The organism is Stenotrophomonas sp. GD03819, from assembly GCF_029841665.1.
Classification (GTDB): Bacteria; Pseudomonadota; Gammaproteobacteria; order Xanthomonadales; family Xanthomonadaceae; genus Stenotrophomonas; species Stenotrophomonas geniculata.
In genome coordinates this window covers 1-19,340 of record NZ_JAOCEW010000057.1, presented here as the reverse complement: position 1 = coordinate 19,340, position 19,340 = coordinate 1, and the positions used below count along the sequence as shown (strand labels likewise).

15 protein-coding genes are annotated in these 19,340 nt (G+C 68.2%); 2 read left to right on the top strand and 13 right to left on the bottom strand.

What is annotated here, in order from left to right; translation table 11 throughout:
• The 4 genes from N5D45_RS21620 to N5D45_RS21605 form a co-directional block, all read right to left on the bottom strand.
• Positions 1-282, bottom strand: a 282-nt coding sequence (locus tag N5D45_RS21620; protein WP_279939611.1) for an I78 family peptidase inhibitor, incomplete at its 3' end; no start/stop codon positions are given.
• A gap of 78 nt (positions 283-360) precedes the next feature.
• Positions 361-1,383 carry a ribonuclease H-like domain-containing protein gene (locus N5D45_RS21615; RefSeq protein ID WP_197657373.1) on the bottom strand — a complete coding sequence of 341 codons (1,023 nt, stop codon included), beginning with the start codon at positions 1,381-1,383 and terminating at the stop codon, positions 361-363.
• Complete coding sequence (locus tag N5D45_RS21610; protein ID WP_197657372.1) at positions 1,380-3,869, bottom strand: DEAD/DEAH box helicase; 2,490 nt, start codon at positions 3,867-3,869, stop codon at positions 1,380-1,382. Before N5D45_RS21610 ends, N5D45_RS21615 begins: the two co-directional genes overlap by 4 nt.
• Positions 3,870-3,962: 93 nt before the next feature.
• Complete coding sequence (locus N5D45_RS21605; RefSeq protein WP_279939609.1) at positions 3,963-5,066, bottom strand: hypothetical protein; 1,104 nt, start codon at positions 5,064-5,066, stop codon at positions 3,963-3,965.
• A 240-nt stretch (positions 5,067-5,306) separates the two neighbouring features.
• Between N5D45_RS21605 and N5D45_RS21600 the strand changes: the two genes are divergently transcribed.
• Together N5D45_RS21600 and N5D45_RS21595 are read left to right on the top strand one after the other, a co-directional pair.
• Positions 5,307-5,825, top strand: a complete 519-nt coding sequence (locus N5D45_RS21600; RefSeq protein WP_197657370.1) for a hypothetical protein — start codon at positions 5,307-5,309, stop codon at positions 5,823-5,825.
• 40 nt (positions 5,826-5,865) lie between these two features.
• Positions 5,866-6,540, top strand: coding sequence for a hypothetical protein (locus tag N5D45_RS21595; RefSeq protein ID WP_197657369.1), 675 nt, complete (start codon positions 5,866-5,868; stop codon positions 6,538-6,540).
• Between the two features lie 112 nt (positions 6,541-6,652).
• Here N5D45_RS21595 and N5D45_RS21590 read toward each other — a convergent pair whose 3' ends face one another.
• Genes N5D45_RS21590 through N5D45_RS21550 form a run of 9 tightly spaced genes read right to left on the bottom strand, consistent with a single transcriptional unit; the run spans position 6,653 to position 19,016 of the window.
• Positions 6,653-8,461, bottom strand: a complete 1,809-nt coding sequence (locus tag N5D45_RS21590) for a hypothetical protein (RefSeq protein ID WP_279939607.1) — start codon at positions 8,459-8,461, stop codon at positions 6,653-6,655.
• Entirely contained in the window at positions 8,458-10,638 is a 2,181-nt protein-coding gene (locus N5D45_RS21585) for a hypothetical protein (protein WP_279939605.1), read from the bottom strand. Before N5D45_RS21585 ends, N5D45_RS21590 begins: the two co-directional genes overlap by 4 nt.
• Positions 10,635-11,756 (bottom strand): BatA domain-containing protein, encoded by a 1,122-nt coding sequence (locus N5D45_RS21580; protein WP_279939603.1) that lies wholly within the window; start codon positions 11,754-11,756, stop codon positions 10,635-10,637. Before N5D45_RS21580 ends, N5D45_RS21585 begins: the two co-directional genes overlap by 4 nt.
• Positions 11,753-12,649 (bottom strand): DUF58 domain-containing protein, encoded by an 897-nt coding sequence (locus N5D45_RS21575; protein WP_279939602.1) that lies wholly within the window; start codon positions 12,647-12,649, stop codon positions 11,753-11,755. The genes N5D45_RS21580 and N5D45_RS21575 overlap by 4 nt, the downstream gene beginning before the upstream one ends.
• A gap of 7 nt (positions 12,650-12,656) precedes the next feature.
• On the bottom strand, positions 12,657-13,640 hold the full coding sequence (locus N5D45_RS21570) for a MoxR family ATPase (protein ID WP_057503413.1): 984 nt from the start codon (positions 13,638-13,640) through the stop codon (positions 12,657-12,659).
• Positions 13,641-13,656: 16 nt separating this feature from the next.
• Positions 13,657-14,364, bottom strand: coding sequence for a DUF4159 domain-containing protein (locus N5D45_RS21565; protein ID WP_012509667.1), 708 nt, complete (start codon positions 14,362-14,364; stop codon positions 13,657-13,659).
• Complete coding sequence (locus N5D45_RS21560) at positions 14,364-15,698, bottom strand: TldD/PmbA family protein (protein WP_053509475.1); 1,335 nt, start codon at positions 15,696-15,698, stop codon at positions 14,364-14,366. Before N5D45_RS21560 ends, N5D45_RS21565 begins: the two co-directional genes overlap by 1 nt.
• 21 nt (positions 15,699-15,719) lie before the next feature.
• Positions 15,720-17,354, bottom strand: a complete 1,635-nt coding sequence (locus N5D45_RS21555; RefSeq protein ID WP_197657364.1) for a TldD/PmbA family protein — start codon at positions 17,352-17,354, stop codon at positions 15,720-15,722.
• Positions 17,355-17,384: 30 nt separating this feature from the next.
• A complete protein-coding gene (locus N5D45_RS21550) occupies positions 17,385-19,016 on the bottom strand; it encodes a TldD/PmbA family protein (RefSeq protein WP_010487264.1) in 1,632 nt (543 codons plus the stop codon).
• Positions 19,017-19,340 lie beyond the last annotated feature (324 nt).

The window sequence follows — 19,340 nt, the reverse complement described above, 5'->3', positions numbered from 1 at the left end:
CGCGTCCACCTGCACGGTCACGCGGTCCTGGCGGAAGTCCATGGTCACCGCCATGCCGGGTTTGACTACCCGCGCACCGCGCGCGCCGCTGTCAGCCACCAGCTTCTTGATCGTGGCTTCGTCGGCGGTCTTGCCGGTGAAGGCGTCCAGCGCCTCCGGCCTGCATTCGTGCGCGGCATCGGCCACGGGCGCCGGCGCGGGATCGTGGGAGGTGCTGCTGCCAGCGTGACTGCAGGCGGCCAAGGGCAGGATGGCGAGCAGGACCAGGGGACTGAGGCGCATCGTCGGGCTCCAGGCGTGGATGGTGGCGGCAGTGTCACCGCTGTCACCGTCAGGGCATGTCAACGCGGCCCTGCGCCGTTACTGCCCGACCAGTGCCAGCGTCTCGCGCTCGCGTTGCTCCTCGCGTACCAACCGTTGCAGCAGCAGGGCCAGGGTCACTACGTCCTGGTGATTGTGGTCGGCCACCCGGCGCAGGTTCACCGCGTCGCCGCCACGCAGGAAACGCAGCCATGCGCCCGGGGCTTCCGAGCCCGGCAGGTCGTCCTCGCGCACCACGCGCAGCAGCTGGCGTTCGATGGTGGACAGCTTGCAGTTCTCCCACGTGCCGCGATAGCGGCGGCGCGTGGGATAGAGCAGGTCGACGTGATCCAGTGCGGTGATCGGGCAACGTTGCCGGGCCAGCCGGTAACGCGCTTTCAGCAGCGGTGCGTCATAGCTGCGGCCGTTGTAGCTGCAGAACACGGTGGACGGTTGCAGCCAGCCGGCGAAAGTGGCCAGCATCGCGTCCTCGGCGGCCATCGTGGCCATCAGCAGCTGGCGGATGCGCAGGCCTTCGCCACGCTGTGGGCACACATGCCAGTCCGCAGCGCCGATCATGAAGGCGCGGGTGCCGGTGCCGCCGGCCAGGCCGGTGGTCTCGGTATCGAAGAACAGCAGGTCGCGCGCGGCCACGTGCTCGCCGTCGCGACGGGCGAAATCCAGCGACAGCGGCTGTGCCGGGATCGCCTGCGGCTGCAGCGATTCGATCAGGAACAGGCCCGGTGCGATCTCCTCACCTGGCAGCTGGCGATCCTGCGCGCTGGCGCGTGCCGGTGAGGCTCCACCCCGCGAACGCAAGCCGAGCAGGCGATGCAGGCTGCCCACTTCGGGCCGACGCAGCGCGGGCGGTGCCGTGGCAGGTGCCGCAGCGCCGGTCGGCTTGTGGCGGATCTCCTGCTCGACCCAGGCGAACACCGAACGCTCGGCCGGTGGTTGCCGCGCATCGTTGGCGGCCACGGGTGCCGGTGGCGCAGGGGGCACGTCCGTCACGGCCGGTGTGCTTGCCTTCGGGTCCCCGGCCTGCTTCCGTAGCAGGCGCAGCTTGTCCAGGCTCAGGCTCACGGTGCCAGCAGCTCCATCGGATCGCGCGTGGTCATCACCACGTCGGGCACGTGCTGGCAGGCGTCGGCATCGAACAGGTCAAGCACACGCAACGCCAGCGCGCGCGGTGAAGTTTCATCCTCTTCCTGCGCGGCCAGCACCGGGCCGACACAGGCCGGGCAGCCGGCCTTGCAGTCGCAGCGCTGCACCAGTTCGCGCGCGCGCTGGACCAGTTCGGCCTGGCGCTGCCACAGCGGCTCGCTGAGGCCGACGCCACCGGGGAAGTTGTCGTACAGGTACACGGTGGGCACGAACTCCTGCAATAGCTCGACAACGCCAGGATCACCCTCGCTGCCACGCAGCTGGCCACGGCCGCTCTGGTCGGCGATCGCGAACCAGGAACCATCGCCGTTGCCGACCGACTTCTGCAGGTCGCGCGCATCGGCCATCACCGCCACGGTGGCGACGATGTGCAGCGCATACGCTGCGCCGAGGAAGCCATCCAGCGCATCCTGCTTGCTGGCGAAGGCGCGCAGCAGCAGCGCCTGTGGCAGCTGCCACCACACCGCCGTGGTGTGCAGTTCCTGGTCGGGCAGGTTCACCGGCCCGTAGCCGATGTTCTCGTGGGTGTAGTAGCGGATCTTCTTGTAGCCGGCCACGCGACGCACCACGTGCACTTCGCCATGATGCGAATCGCCACGGCCGGCCACGCCACCGTCGAAACGGTCGAGCACCTTGAGCTTGGTGAAGTCGATGCTGTCGGTGTAGTAATCCACATGCGTGCGGGTGACATAGGCCTTGCGGCCGTCCCAGTCCAGCGTCTCCACCTGGTAGGGGGTGGACTGCACCATGTGGATGGCGCCTTCGTACAGGGTGAGCGCGGCGGCGGAGTAATCCACTTCGGCGATGATCTGCTGGCGGCCATCGCTGCGGTCGACCACCACGAAGTTGCCATCGGCCACCGCGCGCAGACTGACCGCGTTGGCCGGATAGCTGTCGGCGATCCATTCCCAGCGCTCGCCTTCGCGGTGGATCACCTCGGTTTCGGCCAGCGCTTCCAGGAACACTTCCGGATCGATCGGGCCGAAGCCATCGCCGACCCGGAACGGCAGTTCGAAGGCGGCACAGCGGATATGGTCGAACAGGATCAGCGGCTGGTCCGGGGCGATGCGCGCGTGTTCGGGCGAGGCTTCGGCGAAGAAGTCCGGATGGCGCACCACGTACTGGTCCAGCGGCTGCGAGCTGGCCACCATCACCCCCAGTGCGGGTTGCTGGCGGCGACCGGCGCGGCCGAAGCGCTGCCAGGTGGCGGCCACGCTGCCGGGGTAGCCATTGAGGATCACCACGTCCAGGCTGCCGATATCCACGCCCAGTTCCAGCGCCGAGGTGCTGACGATGCCGTCGATGTTGCCGGCACGCATGGCCCGTTCGGTCTCGCGGCGCTCGGTGGGCAGGTAGCCGCCGCGGTAGGCGCGGATGCGCGGTGGCTTGCGCGGGTCGTGGTCGAAGATGTCCTTCAGGTACTTGGTCAGCACTTCCACCATCAGCCGGGTCTGCGCGAACACCAGGGTCTTCAGCCCGGATTTGATCGCGATGCGGGCGATGCGGTTGCTCTGCGACCGTGCCGAGGCCCGCAGGCCCAGGTCCGGGTTGATCACCGGCGGGTTCCACAGCAGCACCTGCTTGGGCCCGCTGGGCGCGCCCGATTCGGTGATGGCGGTGACCGGGGCTTCGATGAGGGCTTCGGCATGCGCCTGCGGGTTGCCGATGGTGGCCGAGCACAGGATGAACTGCGGTTGCACGCCATAGAACGCGCAGATGCGCTTGAGCCGCCGCAGTACATTGCTGACATGGCTGCCGAACACGCCGCGGTAGGTGTGCACTTCGTCGATGACGATGTAGCGCAGGTTCTCGAAGAACTGCGCCCACTTGGTGTGATGCGGCAGGATCGCCTGGTGCAGCATGTCCGGGTTGGAGACCACGATGTCGCCGTGCAGGCGGATGGCCTGGCGTGCATCGCCGGGGGTGTCGCCGTCGAAGGTGAAGGCCTTCACCCCCAGATCGCCGGCGCGGTTGAGTTCCAGCAGCTCGGCCACCTGGTCCTGGGCCAGCGCTTTGGTCGGGAACAGGTACAGCGCCTTGGCCTTGTCCTGCATGGCCGCGCTGACTACCGGCAGGGTGTAGCACAGCGACTTGCCGCTGGCGGTGGGGGTGACGATGGCGACGTGTTCGCCGCGCTGGCTGGCCTCCCACGCCTCGGCCTGGTGGCTGTAGAGCTGTTCGATGCCACGCGCCTTCAGCGCGGCGGCCAGCGCCGGCGGCACCGACGCGGGAATCGGCGCGTAGCGCCCTTCGCGGCCAGGAATGGCAAAGCTGCCGGTGATGCGGTCCTGGTAGCGGCGCTGCAGGCGCGCGCTGAGCAGGGCGCCGTCGCGGGCGGGCAGGCCGTCGCGGGTAGCGAGCTTCTGCTCGGCATCGGCGGTGCGCTTGGCGAGTTCGTAGGCCATGGAAAGTGGAGCCGGGACGGATTGCGAGGGGTCACATGGCACCACATCCACGTCTCAGGATGTGAGACATCGCGCGCGAAGGGCGTGAACCGTTCAGTGCCACGGGTCCGGACGCTGCGCGATGTCCGCGTCAAGCGCCTCGCTGCGGCGGAGGAACTGCACCATGCAGACCACAAACCGCACCGCATGCCAGCCCAACGCCAGCAATGCCACCGCCTGCCAGCCAGACGCAAGCGGCCAGCCCGGCTCCAGGCGCTGCGACCACGGCATCCAGGCGGCGCCGAAGACCAGCACGCACAACAGCAGGCCCAGCCACGCCAGTTGCCAGAACCCTCCCGTGGGCGGATAGCGCCGTCGGTCGCTGGCCAGGCACCACGCCGTGCCAGCGCCCAGCACTGCGCCGTCACAGGCGCGCACATCCAGCAGCATCGAGCGCCCGCGGGAGAATGCCGCAGCGTGCTCCCAATTCTCTGGAAGCTGCACACGCCGGTCATTGCCCAGCAACCACACCCGTGATGTCTGGGCAGTACGCTGGTACGCGCGCAGGCGCCCGCGGACCCGCAGCACGCGCTGCGCTGTCGCAGGGCCGTTGCGGCTAGGGAAGCCCAGCCAGGCCGCAAGACCGGCGATGGCGAGCAACGGCATGGCGAGCAGGCCCGGGACGCCGGTGGCGGCCCACAGCGCCAGTGCGGCAATCAGCAGCGGGGACGGGCGCAGGCCGGGACCCCGTCGCATCGAGACTTCTTCGGGTGTCTCCAGGCGCTCGCCACAGACGCGGCTGGTGGCTGCATCCTGCCGTGCAGCAGCGATGGTGAAGCCATTGAGACGCACCACCATGGCCACGTGATCACCCAGTACCACGTCAGCTTCATTGTCTTCCGAGAGGTAGGGCCATGCCTGTCTTGGCACCAGCACGGGAATGCCACCCAGGAAGCCGTCACCGACCGGGAAGCTGTTCCGCCACGCCCCACCGGTGAAGGCGCCATGCAGCCGCTTTACCTGGTCGTCGTGGTCGCAGCCGGTCAACGCGCGCACCGGTGCCAGTGCCATGTGTTCGTCCGCGCCCAGCGTCCGCAGCGTGCTGCTGCGGCGCAGCGAGGCGATGCCGGCGCGGACACGCGATGTCCATTCGGCGGCGATCGCGGTGACCACCAGGCACACGACCGCCAGACCCACCAGTACTGCCGCGCGCGACATCAGCAGGCGACTGGCCGACGCGGCGGGCGTGTGGAGGGAGCTGTCATCAGGGATGGGCCTTACCGGGAAAATCGCAGGATGCCGTCCCCGCGCCCCGAGGGGAATGAAGTTCGTTGCAAACTTCGGCGCCCAGGCCGCGCAGCGATGATGCGTGACACACCCTGAATGCCCCCGCCGATGCCAACGAAATCTGAAGCCCGCATCCGTATCCTTGTTCACTGGACGCAACCAACAGGGTGGATGGCTGTGGCACGACGTGGAACGCAGGGAGTACTGCTGGCCAGCCTGTTGCTGGCGGGCGTCGCGCAGGCGCAGCAGGCAGCGCCGGTAGCGGTGTCCGATCCTGTGCCCGCTCCCCCTGCTGCTGCCCCGGCAGCACCTGCCGCGCCGATCTCCACCACCCTGCCGCAGGACAATGTCACCACACTCGGCGAAGTGCGTGCGCTCAAGCCGGAAGACGAGCCGCTGGACCTGTACCGCTTCAAGAATCCGGTGAAGTTCGGCGACAACCGCTTCAGCCGCGACTGGAGCGAACCGCCCTCGCCGGAGCAGGTCAGCATGGGCGGCGGCTACATCATGATGGGCGTGGTCAAGGGGGTGATGGCGGCGGCCAAGGGGATCAACAAACTCACCGGCGGACCTGCGCAGATCCAGGCCGCCGTGGCGCGGCCACCGCCCGAGCTCAGTGCCGAGCAGCAGCAGCGTGCGCTGCGGTTCTCCCAGGAGCAGGATGCCGGTGATGCACCGCCGGTGAAGTAGACCGGTATATCCTGCTGGCTCCCCCACCGGTAGGGCTGCCATGTTCCTGCGTTCGATCTGCCTGTTGGCCGCATTGCTGCCGGTCTCCGCCTTCGCGGATGGCATTGCCGATGATGGCGCCTGCCGCAATGGCGCGTTTCCCTCCGAACAGAGCCGGTTCGCCCTGGCGCGGGTGGTCGATGCACCCCGTCTGTATCTGCTGGGTGACATGGACGGCTGCCCGGCGAAAGGCGAACCGGCCTGCCGCCAGCGCAGCTATGTGGTCAATGGCGATACCGTGGTGACCGGGCGCGACCTGGGCCGCTATCGCTGCGCGTTCTTCCCGAACAAGGTGGGTGGCAGCGCCGGTTGGGTCGACCGCAGCAAGCTGCAGGCGTTGCCGGTGGTCGTGCCAGCGCTGCAGGATTGGGCGGGCGAGTGGAAGGATGGCGACAACGGCCTGAAGATCCGCGTGCAGGGCGGGCAACTTCATATGGAGGGTGACGCCTACTGGCCCTCAGCCAACCCCACGCCGGAACAGCGTCCCTACGGGCCGAACATGGGCCAGGTGGAAGCGCGGGCGACGCCGCGTGGTGCTGATGTGGAATTCGTCGAGGACACCTGCAGGGTGCGAGTGCATTCGCTGGGTGAGGTACTGATCGTGGCCGACAACAGCGAATGCGGTGGCATGAACGTGCGTTTCAACGGTGTGTACCGGCGCGCCGGAAAACGTTGAAGGGCGCATGAGGGATGGGGCCAGTAGATCCACGCCACGCGTGGGTGCGGGCTCGCGATCCAATCGGTGGGGTCAGAGCCCTTTCGCGAACGAAGGGGATCCGACCCCAGGCTCAGCGCCGTCGCTCCAGCCACCACAGTAGCGATGCGCACAGCACGAACGCCAGCCACCACGGCCAGCGCGAGCCCGGCACGGGGTGCATCACCGACGCGTCTGCAGGCGTGCTGGCAGCCAACGCCTGCGTGGTCGCATCGATCATCGCCTGCCGATGCAGCGTCGGTGCATCCTTCGGGTCGAACACATAGCGCCAGACAACGCTGTCGCCATGCGGCAGGCGCTGCCAGCCTGCCTCACGGGGCCACCAGCCGGCGCAGCGCAGCGCCGATGTCGCGCCATCGACAATCAGGGGTACAGCGTCACCACGTTTGTTGAAGACCTGCAGTGGCGCTTGCACGCCACACAGCGCCTGCCGTTCGCCTGCCCAGCTGATCGGCTGCGGTGACCACAGCGCATCATCGCTGCTCTGTGCGCGCGCCAGCGTGGCCACCACGCTGCTCCAGAGTTCGCCATGGCGGTCATCGCGCCCGGCCAGCACCCAGCGCCAGCTGTCGGTCAGCGGCAGCAGGCCGATGCGGCCGCTGCCAACCGCGCGCCAGCCACCGATGGCATTGCCGGCACGATCGTGCAGCAGCGCGTTGCTGCCCGGCGGCTGCAACGCCAGTGCTTCCAGCGAAGGCAGCGCGGCACTGTGCGAGCTGCGATCGGCCTCTTCGCCGTAGCCGGTCGGCAACGTGCCGGCGGCAAGCGGGCCACGGCGTGCGGCGAGGATCGCGCTCTCGCCATCGCCGGGAAGTTCGAGGGTGCCGCTGCTGCCATCGCCCTGCACGGGCAGGCCCAGATCGCGGAGACGCTGGCGCGCACTGGCCGAAGGTGCGCCCGCGCTGCGTATCAGCACGCCCAATCCATCGCGCAGCGCCTGGCGCACGGCGGCCAGCTGGCCCGCACTCAATGCCGCCAGGCTGCGTTCGTCCAGCAGCAGCAGATCGCTGCGCGTCAGCGATGCTGCATCGATCAACACCGGGCCATCGCCAACGCTGAGTCCGGCCCCGGTATCCGCCTGCACCTGCACACGGATGCCGGCATCGGCCGCCCAGCGGCGCAGGTACTTCAGCTCTGGGCCCGGCGCACTGGCGCGCACCAGCAGGCGCAGCGGTGCGGCCGGCAGGGTCTGCTGCGGCACCGGGACGCTGTCCACCACATGGCCGTCGGCATCGAGCAGGCGCAGCTTGAACACGCTGCGGCCTTCGGCGCGGGCGATACCGCTCAGCTGCACGCGGCCGTCGTCGGCAACGTCCGTGCGATCGACCACGCTGTCGGCCGGGTCGAGCAGTTCTGCTTTCGCCTTTGCCGCGCCACGCGCCTGGGCCAGTACTTCGAAGCGTGCACCGGGAGCCACATCGGCCGGTGGTTGCAGCGCGATCCAGCCGCGCGGTTCCGGTGCAGCCTGCCAACGTACATCCGGTGGCAGCAGCGCGTCGCGGTCCCGTGCGGCCAGGCCCGCACCGACCAGCGTCAGCGTGGAGGCTGGATGCTGGCGCAGCGCGGTGGCCAGGTCGGGTACGCGCTGTGCGCCGGGCACATCGGCAGCTTCGGGCAACAGCAACAGTGGGCTTTCGCTGGCTGGCAGTGCACCCGCCTTGTCGGCCCCAGCGCCGAGCACGACCAGGCCAGCGGCGGATCGCTGATGCGTCGGAGGTACCAGGCAGACATACAGCAGCATGGCAGCGGCGATCTGCAGTGCGATGCCGATCCAGCGGCGACCTCGGTGTGCTGTGCTTCCACGCAACTGGCGCACGCTGGCGATGACCACGACCACAGCAAGTGCCAGCGCAATCCACAGGTTCGGGCTGGAGGGGGTCATGGCTGCGCCTCCAGCGCATCGAGGTAGCGTTGGCCCATCGCATCGGCCGCACTGCGCCGCATCGCCTGCGGCAGTGGACGTTGCAGTGCCCGCCACAGCTGTGCGCGCAGGCGCAGGCGGCAGTCGTGGCAACCGGGCTCGATGCGCAGCTGCTCGATGGCGGCGGCCAGATCCAGTGCATCGGGCAGGTAGGCGGCGTTGCGCTGCTGCCAGGTCGCGAGCGCGTCGAGATCCGGTGCGCCGTTGTCATCGCCGAGGCGTTGCCAAGCTTCAACAATGGCCGGGTCCGGCGGCGTGCGCGCGGCCAACGGCAGTTCACGACTGGCCAGTCCGGCGCGATCACCGCCGAGTCGACGGCCTTCATCAATCGGTGGCAGCTCCGGCCCGACCCGGGCCAGATAAATGCGTTCGGCCTGCTGCACCTGCTTGATGAAGCCCAGCGCCTTGTTCGCGAAGGGCAATGCCTGTTCCGGACGGCCCTGGCGCAGCTCGCCTTCGGCCGACCACATCTGGTCCAGCGCGGCCTTCAACGTGGCGCGGGTCTGCGGATCGAGCAGAGTCGCCGCCTCGGCGTGGTCATGGGTGTGGCCATACTCGGAGAGCACGTCGGTGTCGCTGCCGAACACCGGTGGCGTATCGGCATTGGCCGGCTTGCCGCCGTGGTCGTGGCCATGCGCGTCGTGCGCGCCTGCATCGGCGCCATGGTCGTGATCGTGCTCGTCGTCATGGTCGTGGTCGTGGTCGTCTGCGGCCGGCGTATCGCTGGTGGGCAGGTCACTGGTCGGCGGTGGCTTCGGCGCACCTTCGCTTTCCTCGCCCAGGAACTGGCCGTAGCGCAGGCGCAGGATGCGCTGGTCGACACCGATCGCATCGCTGCGCTTCACGAAGTCCTCGGCGGCCAGGCTGCGTCGCTGCCGGATCAACGCTTCGGCATCGATGATGATCTGCCGCTGGCTGCGGAAGTACGCAGGCAGGGTCTTCTTGATGCGGCCCTCGAGCTCTGCACCGAGCGCGACTTCGGCGCTGGGCAGGCGCAGGATCACGCTGCTGCTGCGCCCGGTCTGCGGCGTGGGTGCATGATTGTCGCGCACCTCCAGCTGGGCGATCACATCGTTGCCGGGCTGCGTGCCCAGCGACGCCAGATCCAGGGTGTGGGCGAAACGCCGCGCGGTGGCTTCGCCGCTGCCGGCAAGCGTGACGCTGCGCTTCACGAAGGTGATGTTCTCACCGCTGCCCTGGGTGGTGGTGATCGACAGCGTTGCTTGCGCCGCGACACCGTAATCGTCGTTGGCTTCGAAGCGCAGTGCCCACTTTCGCTGCCCCGGCGTGCCCAGCACCAGGCTGGCCGTGGGCTCCAGTACGCGCACGCTGGGTGCACGGTCGGCCACCACATCCAGCCGATGCAGGCGGGTCTCTGCCAGTGCCGGTTCGCTCACCACGCGGTACAGCACCGGCGCGCGTGCCACATCCTGCGCCTGCCACTGTCCTTCGTGCTCGCTCAGCGGCAACCTGCGACCATCGTGGAACTGCAGCCATGCCTTGTCCGGTGCACGGTCGAAGCGCAGCGACCAGGACAGTCGGCTGTCGGCGGCGACCTTGGCGTCCAGCGCATTCTGGGTAAGCGTGGCCTGGCCGGTATAGGCCGGTGCGTCGATGCGCAGGCGGGTGGACTGCAGGCGTAGCGGGCCTGCGGCGGCCGTGCTGCCTGGCGCCGACGTGCGGACTGGCGCGGAACCGGGGTTCGAACGTGGCCAGCCGACTGCCAGCACAACAATGGCCAGGCCCGCGATCCAGCACAGCGCCAATGCCCCAGGCGGCCAGTGTGGACGCAGCTCCGGCATCGCGCGTTCCAGCGTGGCCAGCACATGCGCACGCTGGCGCTGCTGTAGCGGATTGAGCGTGGCGGCATCGGCGAACAGCAGATCGGCACTGTCCTCGCTGGCACCGCTGCCATCGAGCCGGCGCTGCAACCACTGCGGGTCCAGTTGGCGGGCACGTGCCGTGGCGAGCGCTGCGCAGGCTAGCAGACTGATTGTGCCGACGACGCAGGCGATATCGAAGCCTGCCAGACGCAGCGCCAGTACCGTTGCGGCCAGCGCCCACGGCAGGCACAGCAGCAGGGTGATGAGCGCACGGCGGCGGCGCGCGCGCTGCCAAGCGCGCTGCGGGGTGTTCATGCCCCCCCCCTGCGCTGGGCACTGCTGGCCATCCAGCGTTCCAGCGCGAACAGCAGCACGATGGCCAGCAACAGCCAAGGCGTCGGCTCACGCAGCGGTGGTGTTGCAGCAGGCAATGCGGCCCGCTGCGGTGCCTGGTCACGTGCATCGCCCAGGCGCGGAGCCGTGGGTGGCTGCAGCGCCAGCAGCAGGGCACGCGGCAACTTCGGATCGCGCAGCGCGGCGTTGCTCGTGGTATTCCAGTCGCCCGGCAGCGCCAGCAGATAGCCGTGGCCGACGTGTTGTTGCCACAGCAGCGGTGCGCCCTCCGCGTCGCGCAGCAGGATGCGGGCGTCGGCAGCGGGCTTGCCGGCGGTGATGACACGACCGCCGTCGCGCAGCCACGCCTGCCAGTTCGCCGGCAGTGCATCGCTGCGGCTCCACACGCCGATCTCGCCGCGTTCGGGCAGGGCATCCACCGACAGCGGAGCGAGCGGTGCCCGCACGCCCCACGCGCGCTGCATTGCGTTCAACCAGTGCTGGGCAGTGGCGGATGCCTCGCCGTGCGCGCGCAGCTGCGGCAATGCCGCTGCAGTCTGCGGAGGTGTGACCGGCATCGGCTGCGTGTGCCATTGCACGTCGCGCGACAGCTGCAGGCGGGCGCCATCCAGGCCGGGCAGGGGATCGGGAACGTGCACGGTCAACGCGGTGCCCGCGGGCAGCTGTGCGTCCAGTTCGCGCAACAGGCTGGGCAGGGATGCGCTGGATGCCGGTGGTGCCTGATCGATGGCGGGGAAGCCAGGTGCCAGCCAGTGCCAGTTGCCATCCTCGGCCGCTCCACGCAGTGCCGTAGCATCCAGTCCCGGCGCTACCACGGTCCATGCAGCGGGGGGCGCTGCCGGGCCCGTCAGCGCGGGCCGCGCCAGCAGCAGCGCCAATGCAGCCAGCAACATCAGCCGCACCAGAAGCAACGGCCAGTCATCGAAGCGGATGCGCTGGCGCGGCCGGACCTGTGCACGCAGCCAGCGCAGTGCAGCGAAATCCAGTGGCGTGTACGGGTGGCGCCGGGCCAGGTGGATCAGCAGCGGCAGCAGCCCTGCGGCGAGCGCGGCCAGGCCGAGCGGGAACAGCAGGGTCATGCAGCGCCCCCACGGCCGAACAGCGCCTGCAGCGGCTGGTCCAACGGTTGGTCGAGCCAGCCGGTGGCACTGGCGATGCCGCTGGCCTGCAGGCGCGCACGTAATGCGCTGCGTGCGTCAGCGAAGCGCTGCAGGTAATCGGCGCGGATCGCCGCGCCGTCGCCCAACAGTTCCTCGCCGGTTTCCGGGTCGCGGAAGCGGTGGCCGGCGTCGAACGGGAAGTCGCGCTCGTCGGCGGTCAGGATCTGCAGCAGTGCCACTTCGCGGCGTGCGCTGGCCAACTGTTCGAGCAACACGATGCCGGCGTCGTCGAAGCCATCACCGATTGCCAGCAGCAGGTCGCCCGGGCGCACGCGTTCCCACAGCGGGCGCAGGCGTTCGGCCGCAGGCCACCCACCGCGGGCCTGTAGGGCGTTCATTTGCAGATGCACACGGTCGCGCTGGCGCGCGCCGTTCGCTGCGGGTACCAGTTGCAGGCCATCGCCACTGATTGCCAGCAGGCCAAAGCGGTCGCCCTGTTGCTGGGCCAGTTCGACCAGGCATGCGGCCACGCCGCACATGTGGTCCAGGCGCGTGCGTTGCGGCGCCGCGCGATCGGCCTGGCCGGCCGAGGCGGTGGCATCGAGCAGCAGCCAGACCGTGATCGGGCTTTCGCGTTCGGATTCGCGCACGAAAAAGCGGTCCGAGCGCGCGTACAGCTTCCAGTCGATCTGGCGCAGTTCGTCCCCGGGCTCGTAGGCTCGGTACTGAGCGAATTCGAGACCGGCACCGCGGCTGCGGCTGGCGTGCTGGCCGATGCCGCTCGCCCCGCTGGCCAGGCGCGGCCGCAACCGCAGCAGGCGCAGGCGCGCACGCAGTTCCGGTGGCAGGGTCAACGGTGTACCTGCGTTCACGCGTGGCTCAACCCGGGAACGGCACGGCCTGCAGCAGCGCAGCGACCACGTCGTCGGCACGCTTCTGCTCGGCCTCGGCGGCGAACGACAGCAGCAGGCGATGGCGCATCACCGGTGCGGCCAGCGCCTGCACATCCTCACGGGTGGCGGCGAACCGGCCCTGCAGCAGCGCACGGGCCTTGGCGGCCAGCACCAGCGACTGCCCGGCACGCGGGCCGGCGCCCCATTTCACCCATTGGTTGATGGCGGCCGGCGCGCCGTCGCCCGGACGGCTGGCGCGTACCAGGCGGGTGATCCAGGCCAGCACATCGGGGCTGACATGCACCTGGCGCACCGCGGCCTGCAGGGCGATCACCGCTTCGGCATCCATCACCTTCGGCACCGCGTCGGTGGCACCGCCGGTGGTCTGTTCCAGGATCTGCCGCTCCTCTTCTTCGCTGGGGTAATCCACCAGCACATGCAGCAGGAAGCGGTCCAGCTGTGCTTCCGGCAGCGGGTAAGTACCCGCCTGCTCGATCGGATTCTGCGTGGCCAGCACGAAGAACGGCGCCGGCAGCGCGTAGGTGGTACCGGCGTAGCTGACCGTGCGTTCCTGCATCGCCTCCAGCAGCGCGGCCTGGGTCTTGGGCGGGGTACGGTTGAGCTCGTCGGCCAGCAGCAGGTGGGTGAAGATCGGGCCCTGCTGGAAGCGGAAATGGCGATGACCCGTGCCGTGGTCTTCCTCCAGCAGCTCGGTGCCGAGGATGTCGCTGGGCATCAGGTCGGGGGTGAACTGCACGCGCCGGAACTGCAGTTCCAGCGCCTGGCCGAGCGAGCGCACCAGCAGCGTCTTGCCGAGCCCGGGCGCACCTTCCAGCAGGCAGTGGCCACCGGCCAGCAGGCCGATCAGCAGCTGCTCGACCACCGTGTGCTGGCCCACCACGGCGCGTGCGAGCGCAGCGCGCAGCTCATCCAAGCGCGGCAGCAGGGAATCGAGGTCGGGGGTGGTCATGGGCGTGCAGGTCCTATCAATTGTTCAACGCGTACATCACGATGTTGACGCCGAAGCGGGTGTTGTCCTCGGCCAGGAAGCGCTTGTTGCGCCAGTCGTAGTCCCACTCGCAGCCATAGTCCTTGTTGCTGTAGAGCAGGCCCAGGCGGCCGTCGACCTCGATGCCCTTCAGGTAGTCGTGCACCAGGTCGTCGCCCCAGCCGTTGAGTTCGAAGCTGGTGGCGGGCGGGCCATCGGGGAAGCGGAAGAAGCTACGGTACAGCGCGTGGCTGTTGGGCAGCTTCTGCAGTGCCTTCGGACCAAACAGGCGACCCATCTGCGCCTCGAATGAGGTGGCGAACAGGCCGTCGATGTCATGGTTGCAGTCGTCGACGAAGACGAAGCCGCCGTTGCGCACGTAGCGCACGAAGTTCTGCCGTTCGGCGGCGTTGAACTCCACCAGCGTGTGCCCGGCCAGGTAGCAGAACGGCGCTTCCAGCATGCGCGGGTCGGCCAGGGCCACCACGTGTTCCTGCGGGTCCACCCGCAGCGAGGTGTAGTCGATCAGCGAGGTGATCAGGTTGGACGGCATGCGCGCGTCCACGTCCCAGTCACCGGAGTCGTACTGCAGGCGGGTGAACCAGAAGTCGTAGCGCGAACTGCGCGGGCCTGCCTGCGCGAAGGCCGGCAGCGCCGCCGCCGAAGCGGCAGCGGCCAACCAGCGCAGGCAGGCCCGGCGATCCATCAGACCGCGTCGGACAGCGAGGTGAAGGTGAAATCGCGCAGCTTCATCGGCGGGATCATCATCACGTAGCTGGATTCATCACCGGCCACGCGCACCGGCTTGCCCAGCTCTTCGATGTTGTTGAGCATGATCACCGGCGATTCGTTGAAGCGGAAGTTCTTCACCGGGTGCTTGATCTGGCCGTTCTCAATGTAGAAGGTGCCGTCGCGGGTGAGGCCGGTCAGCAGCACGGTCTGCGGATCGACCATGCGGATGTACCAGGTACGGGTGACCAGGATGCCCTTCTGGGTGCCGCGCACCAGTTCGGCGGTGCTCTTGTCGCCACCGCTCATCAGCAGGTTGCCCGGCGTGGCCTTGGCGGTCTTGCCCTGCTTCTGTGCCCAGAAGCGCGAGTAGTCCAGGTTGGCGATCCTGCCGTTCTCGATGATGGCCATGCGCTCGCGCGGCATGCCTTCGCCATCCCACGGCAGCACCGGTGCGTCCGGATGCCACGGGTCGGCGATCATGGTCACGCGCGGGTCGTAGACCTGCTCGCCCAGCTTGTTGCCCCCGCCCTTCTTCGACAGGAAGCTGCGACCTTCATCGGCCGAGCGTGCGCTGAAGAAGTTCATCATGAAGCTGATCAGGCCCGCGGCCGCGGCGGGCTCCAGGATCACCGTGTACTTGCCAGGTTCCAGCGCCTTGGCTTCGGCCGATTCGGTGGCCTTGCGCATGGCGATGCGGATGTCCTGATCGGCCTTGAAGTCGGCGGCATCCTTCAGGTTGCGGCCAACCCAGCCCGAACCACGGCCATCTTCGGTACGCACGGTGCAGGTGTAGTCGAAGTTGGTCGTGCGCTGGTAGGCGAAGTTGCCGTTGCTGTTGGCGGTGGCCTGGAAGCCCTGGCCGTCTTCGAGGAAGCCGGCGGCGATCAGGCCGTGGCCACGGCAAGGAGCGATCGAATCGGCGGCGACCTTGGCGCGGAAGGCCGGATCAATCGCTGCAGTGGACTCGCTGAAGGTCGGGCTGGCGCGGTAGCTCTGCTTGCCGATGGCCGGCATGAACTCCGGATTCTCCGGCGCCAGCCGGGCCAGATCCTCGGCACGACGCACCACGCGTTCCAGCGCGGCATCGTCGAACTCGTTGATCGAGGCCGTGCCGACGCGCTTGCCGAAGGCGACGGTGACTGCCAGCTCGGTGTTGTCGACGATGCCGCTGGTGGAGACATTGTTCAGCGCGAAACGGATGTTGCCGCTGATCGCGCCGGCCAGCACGGCGGTGCACTCGTCGGCCTTGGACAGGGCGATGACCTTGTCGAGGATGGCCTTGGCCTGGGCTTCGGTGAAGATACTCATGGTGTAAGGGCTCCTGACCGATCAGCCGAGGCTGCGTGCGGTGTTGATGACGTTGATGCCGTTGAAGCGCGCGGTGGACGAACCGTGCGAGACCGCCGAGACCTGGCCCGGCTGGCCCTTGCCATCGAAGAACGAACCGCCCAGGCGGTAGTCACGCTCGTCGGCCACGGCGGTGCAGGCATTCCAGAACTCCGGCGTGCGGATCTGGTAGGCCACGTCTTCCAGCATGCGGGTGATCTGGCCGTTCTTGATCTCGTAGAACAGCTGGCCGCCGAACTGCGCGTTGTAGCGCTGCTGGTCGATCGAGAACGAACCGTCACCGATGATGTAGATGCCGTTCTCCACGTCCTTGATCAGGTCCGGCACGCTCAGCGGCTTCTTGCCCGGTGCCATCGACACGTTGGCCATGCGCTGGAACTGCACGCTGGACCACGAGTCGGCGTAGCAGCAGCCGTCGGACTCGGTCTTGCCGAGGATGTGAGCCTGGTCGCGGATGGTCTGGTAATCCACCAGCTTGCCGTCGCTGATCAGGTCCCAGCGCTTGCACTTCACGCCTTCGTCGTCATACGCGACCGCGCCCAGGCTGCCCGGCTGGGTCTTGTCGGCGAAGATGTTGACCAGCTCGCTGCCGTACTGGAAACGCTGCTCGCGCTTGTCCAGGGTGGCGAAGCTGGTGCCGGCGTAGTTGGCCTCGTAGCCGAGCACGCGGTCCAGCTCCAGCGGATGGCCGATCGACTCATGGATGGTCAGCCAGGTATGCGACGGGTCGAGCACCAGATCGTACTTGCCCGGCTTGACCGACGGCGCCTTCAGCTTCTCCTGCGCCTGCTTGGCGGCGGCGATGGCGTCTTCCTTCATGTTGTAGGAAGAACTGTAGTTCACCACGCCATTCGGGCTGACCACCTTGCCGGCAGCCGCACCGTCCAGGTACTCGTAGCCCAGCCCCATCGGCGAGGACAGGCCCTCGCGGGTGCGGAACTTGCCACTGGCCTTGTCGATCGCGGTGACCGTCATCGGCGCCCAGATGCGATGCACGTCCTGGTCGATGTAGGAACCATCGGTGGAGGCGAAGTACTTCTGCTCGTTGACCAGGAACAGCATCGAGTTGACGAAGCTGGCACCGGCGCCCATCGCGGCGGCATTGACGTCCAGCAGCAGATCGACCTTTTCCTTGATCGGCACCTCCATCGCATTCTTGCGGATCGGCGTGCGCCAGCTCACCTCACCGACGCCCGGCGCCTTGGCCAGCTGCACCGGTGCCGTCTGCACGCCGGCGTTGGCCTTGGCGATCGCTGCGGCCTGCTGCGCGGCCCTGGCCACCTCGGCGGTGCCCAGCGCATTGGTGGCGGCGAAGCCCCAGGCACCGTTGACGATCACGCGGATGCCCACGCCGGTGGACTCGGTGTTCACCACGTTCTGCACCTTGTCCTCGCGGGTGATCACGAACTGCCGCAGGTAGCGGCCGATGCGCACATCGCAGTAGGTGGCGCCGGCGCTGCGTGCGGCCTGCAGTGCGGCGTCGGCCAGGCGCTTCTTCAGCCCCAGGTCCAGCGTGCTCTGCAGCTGTTCGGCGGCAATCGCCTTGCCGAAGAAGGAGGGCACGATCAGCCCACCCGCGGTAAGCCCGGTCAGGGCCAGGAAGTCACGTCTTTGCAAGGCTGCTCTCCATGTCGAAGGATGGGTGGCTCAAGCGCCGAGACTGCGCGCGGTGTTGATGATGTTGATGCCGTTGAAGCGGGTGGTGGACGAACCGTGCGAGACCGCCGAGACCTGGCCCGGCTGGCCCTTGCCATCGAAGAACGAACCGCCCAGGCGGAAATCGCGTTCATCGCAGATGGCGGTGCAGGCGTTCCAGAATTCCGGCGTGCGGATCTGGTAGGCCGCGTCCTCGACCATGCCGGCGATCTTCCCGTCCTTGATCTGGTAGTACAGCTGGCCGCCGAACTGCGCGTTGTAGCGCTGCTGGTCGATCGAATACGACCCGCGGCCATGGATGTAGATGCCGTTCTCCACGTCCTTGATCATGTCCTCGACGCTGAGTGGCTGTTTGCCCGGCGCCAGCGAGACATTGGCCATGCGCTGGAACTGGACGCTGGACCAGGAATCGGCATAGCTGCAGCCGTGCGACGCATCGCGGCCGAGGATATGGGCTTCATCGCGGGTGGCCTGGTAGTCGACCAGGATGCCGTCGCGCACCAGGTCCCAGCGCTGGGTCTTCACCCCTTCATCGTCGTAGCCGACCGCACCGAGGCTGCCCGGTTGGGTCTTGTCGGCGAAGAAGGTGACAATGTCGCTGCCCCAGCGGAAGCCGGCATCGCGCTTGTCCAGCGTGGCGAAGCTGGTGCCGGCGTAGTTGGCTTCGTAGCCGAGCACGCGGTCCAGCTCCAACGGGTGGCCGACGTTCTCGTGGATGGTCAGGAACAGGTTGGACGGATCCAGCACCAGGTCGTACTTGCCGGGCTTCACCGACGGCGCCTTCAGTTTCTCGCGCGCGTGGCGGGCGGCGGCGATGGCGTCTTCGACCGGGTCGTAGGAATCGCGGTAGGCGGTGATGCCGCCGGGCAGCTGGACCTTGCCACTCGCATCGCCATCAAGGAACTCGTAGCCCATGCCCATCGGCGAGGAGAGGCCGGCGCGGGTACGGAACCTGCCGCTGGCCTTGTCGATGGCAGTGGCGGTGAATGGCAGCCAGATGCGATGGATGTCCTGGTCGATGAACGAGCCGTCGCTGGAAGCGAAGTACTTCTGTTCGTTGACCAGGAACAGGGTGGAATTGATGTAGTCGGCGCCCGCATTCAGCGCGGCGGCGTTGAGCGCCAGCAGCAGCTCGACCTTGTCCTGGATCGGCACCGCCATCGCGTTCCTGCGGACCGGCGTCTGCCAGCGGACCTCACCCACCGACGGCGTCGGCGCCAGCTGCACCGGCCGGGTCTGGATGCCGGCGTTGGCGCGGGCGATCGCCGCCGCCTGCTCGACCGCAGCGCGCACGGCGGCCTCGGTCTGCTGATGGGTTGCAGCGAAGCCCCAGGCGCCGTTGACGATCACCCGCACGCCCACGCCGGACGATTCGCGGTTGGTCACGTTGCCGACCTGGTGTTCGCGGGTGATGACCGACTGGTTGAGATAGCGGCCGATGCGGACATCGCAGTAGCTGGCCTTGGCGGTGCGCGCGGCGGCGAGCGCCACGTCCGCCAGGCGCCGGCGCTGGGCGGTATCGACCGGTGCGAGCAGCTGCTCGGCGGCGATGGCGCGGGAATGCGGCAGCAGCAGGCCCGCCAGGCCCAGACCGGAAAAAGCCAGGAACTCACGTCGTTGCACAGCGTTTCTCTCTCTCGCTTGCGTGCGGTTGGCAACGGGCCGGACCGATCACGTCAACTCCTCGACTTTCGCCAGCGCGGCGCGTCCGGGCAAGTGACTGCAGTCATGGTTGGGAGGGTTTCGGCAGGGCTTGCAGCCCTGCACCTGCTTCAAGCCAAGGCAACGTCAACGTCAAAAGCGGGCATTCCGTGGGTGGGTGGGGCGGTGTCGGATTGCGGGGACGCCGTGAATCCGTCCATGAGGCTTGGCAGCCGCATCCATGCGGCTGACACCCCGCACTCCGACACCGCCCCACCTTCGACAGATTTCGTGTGCTGTTGGTGG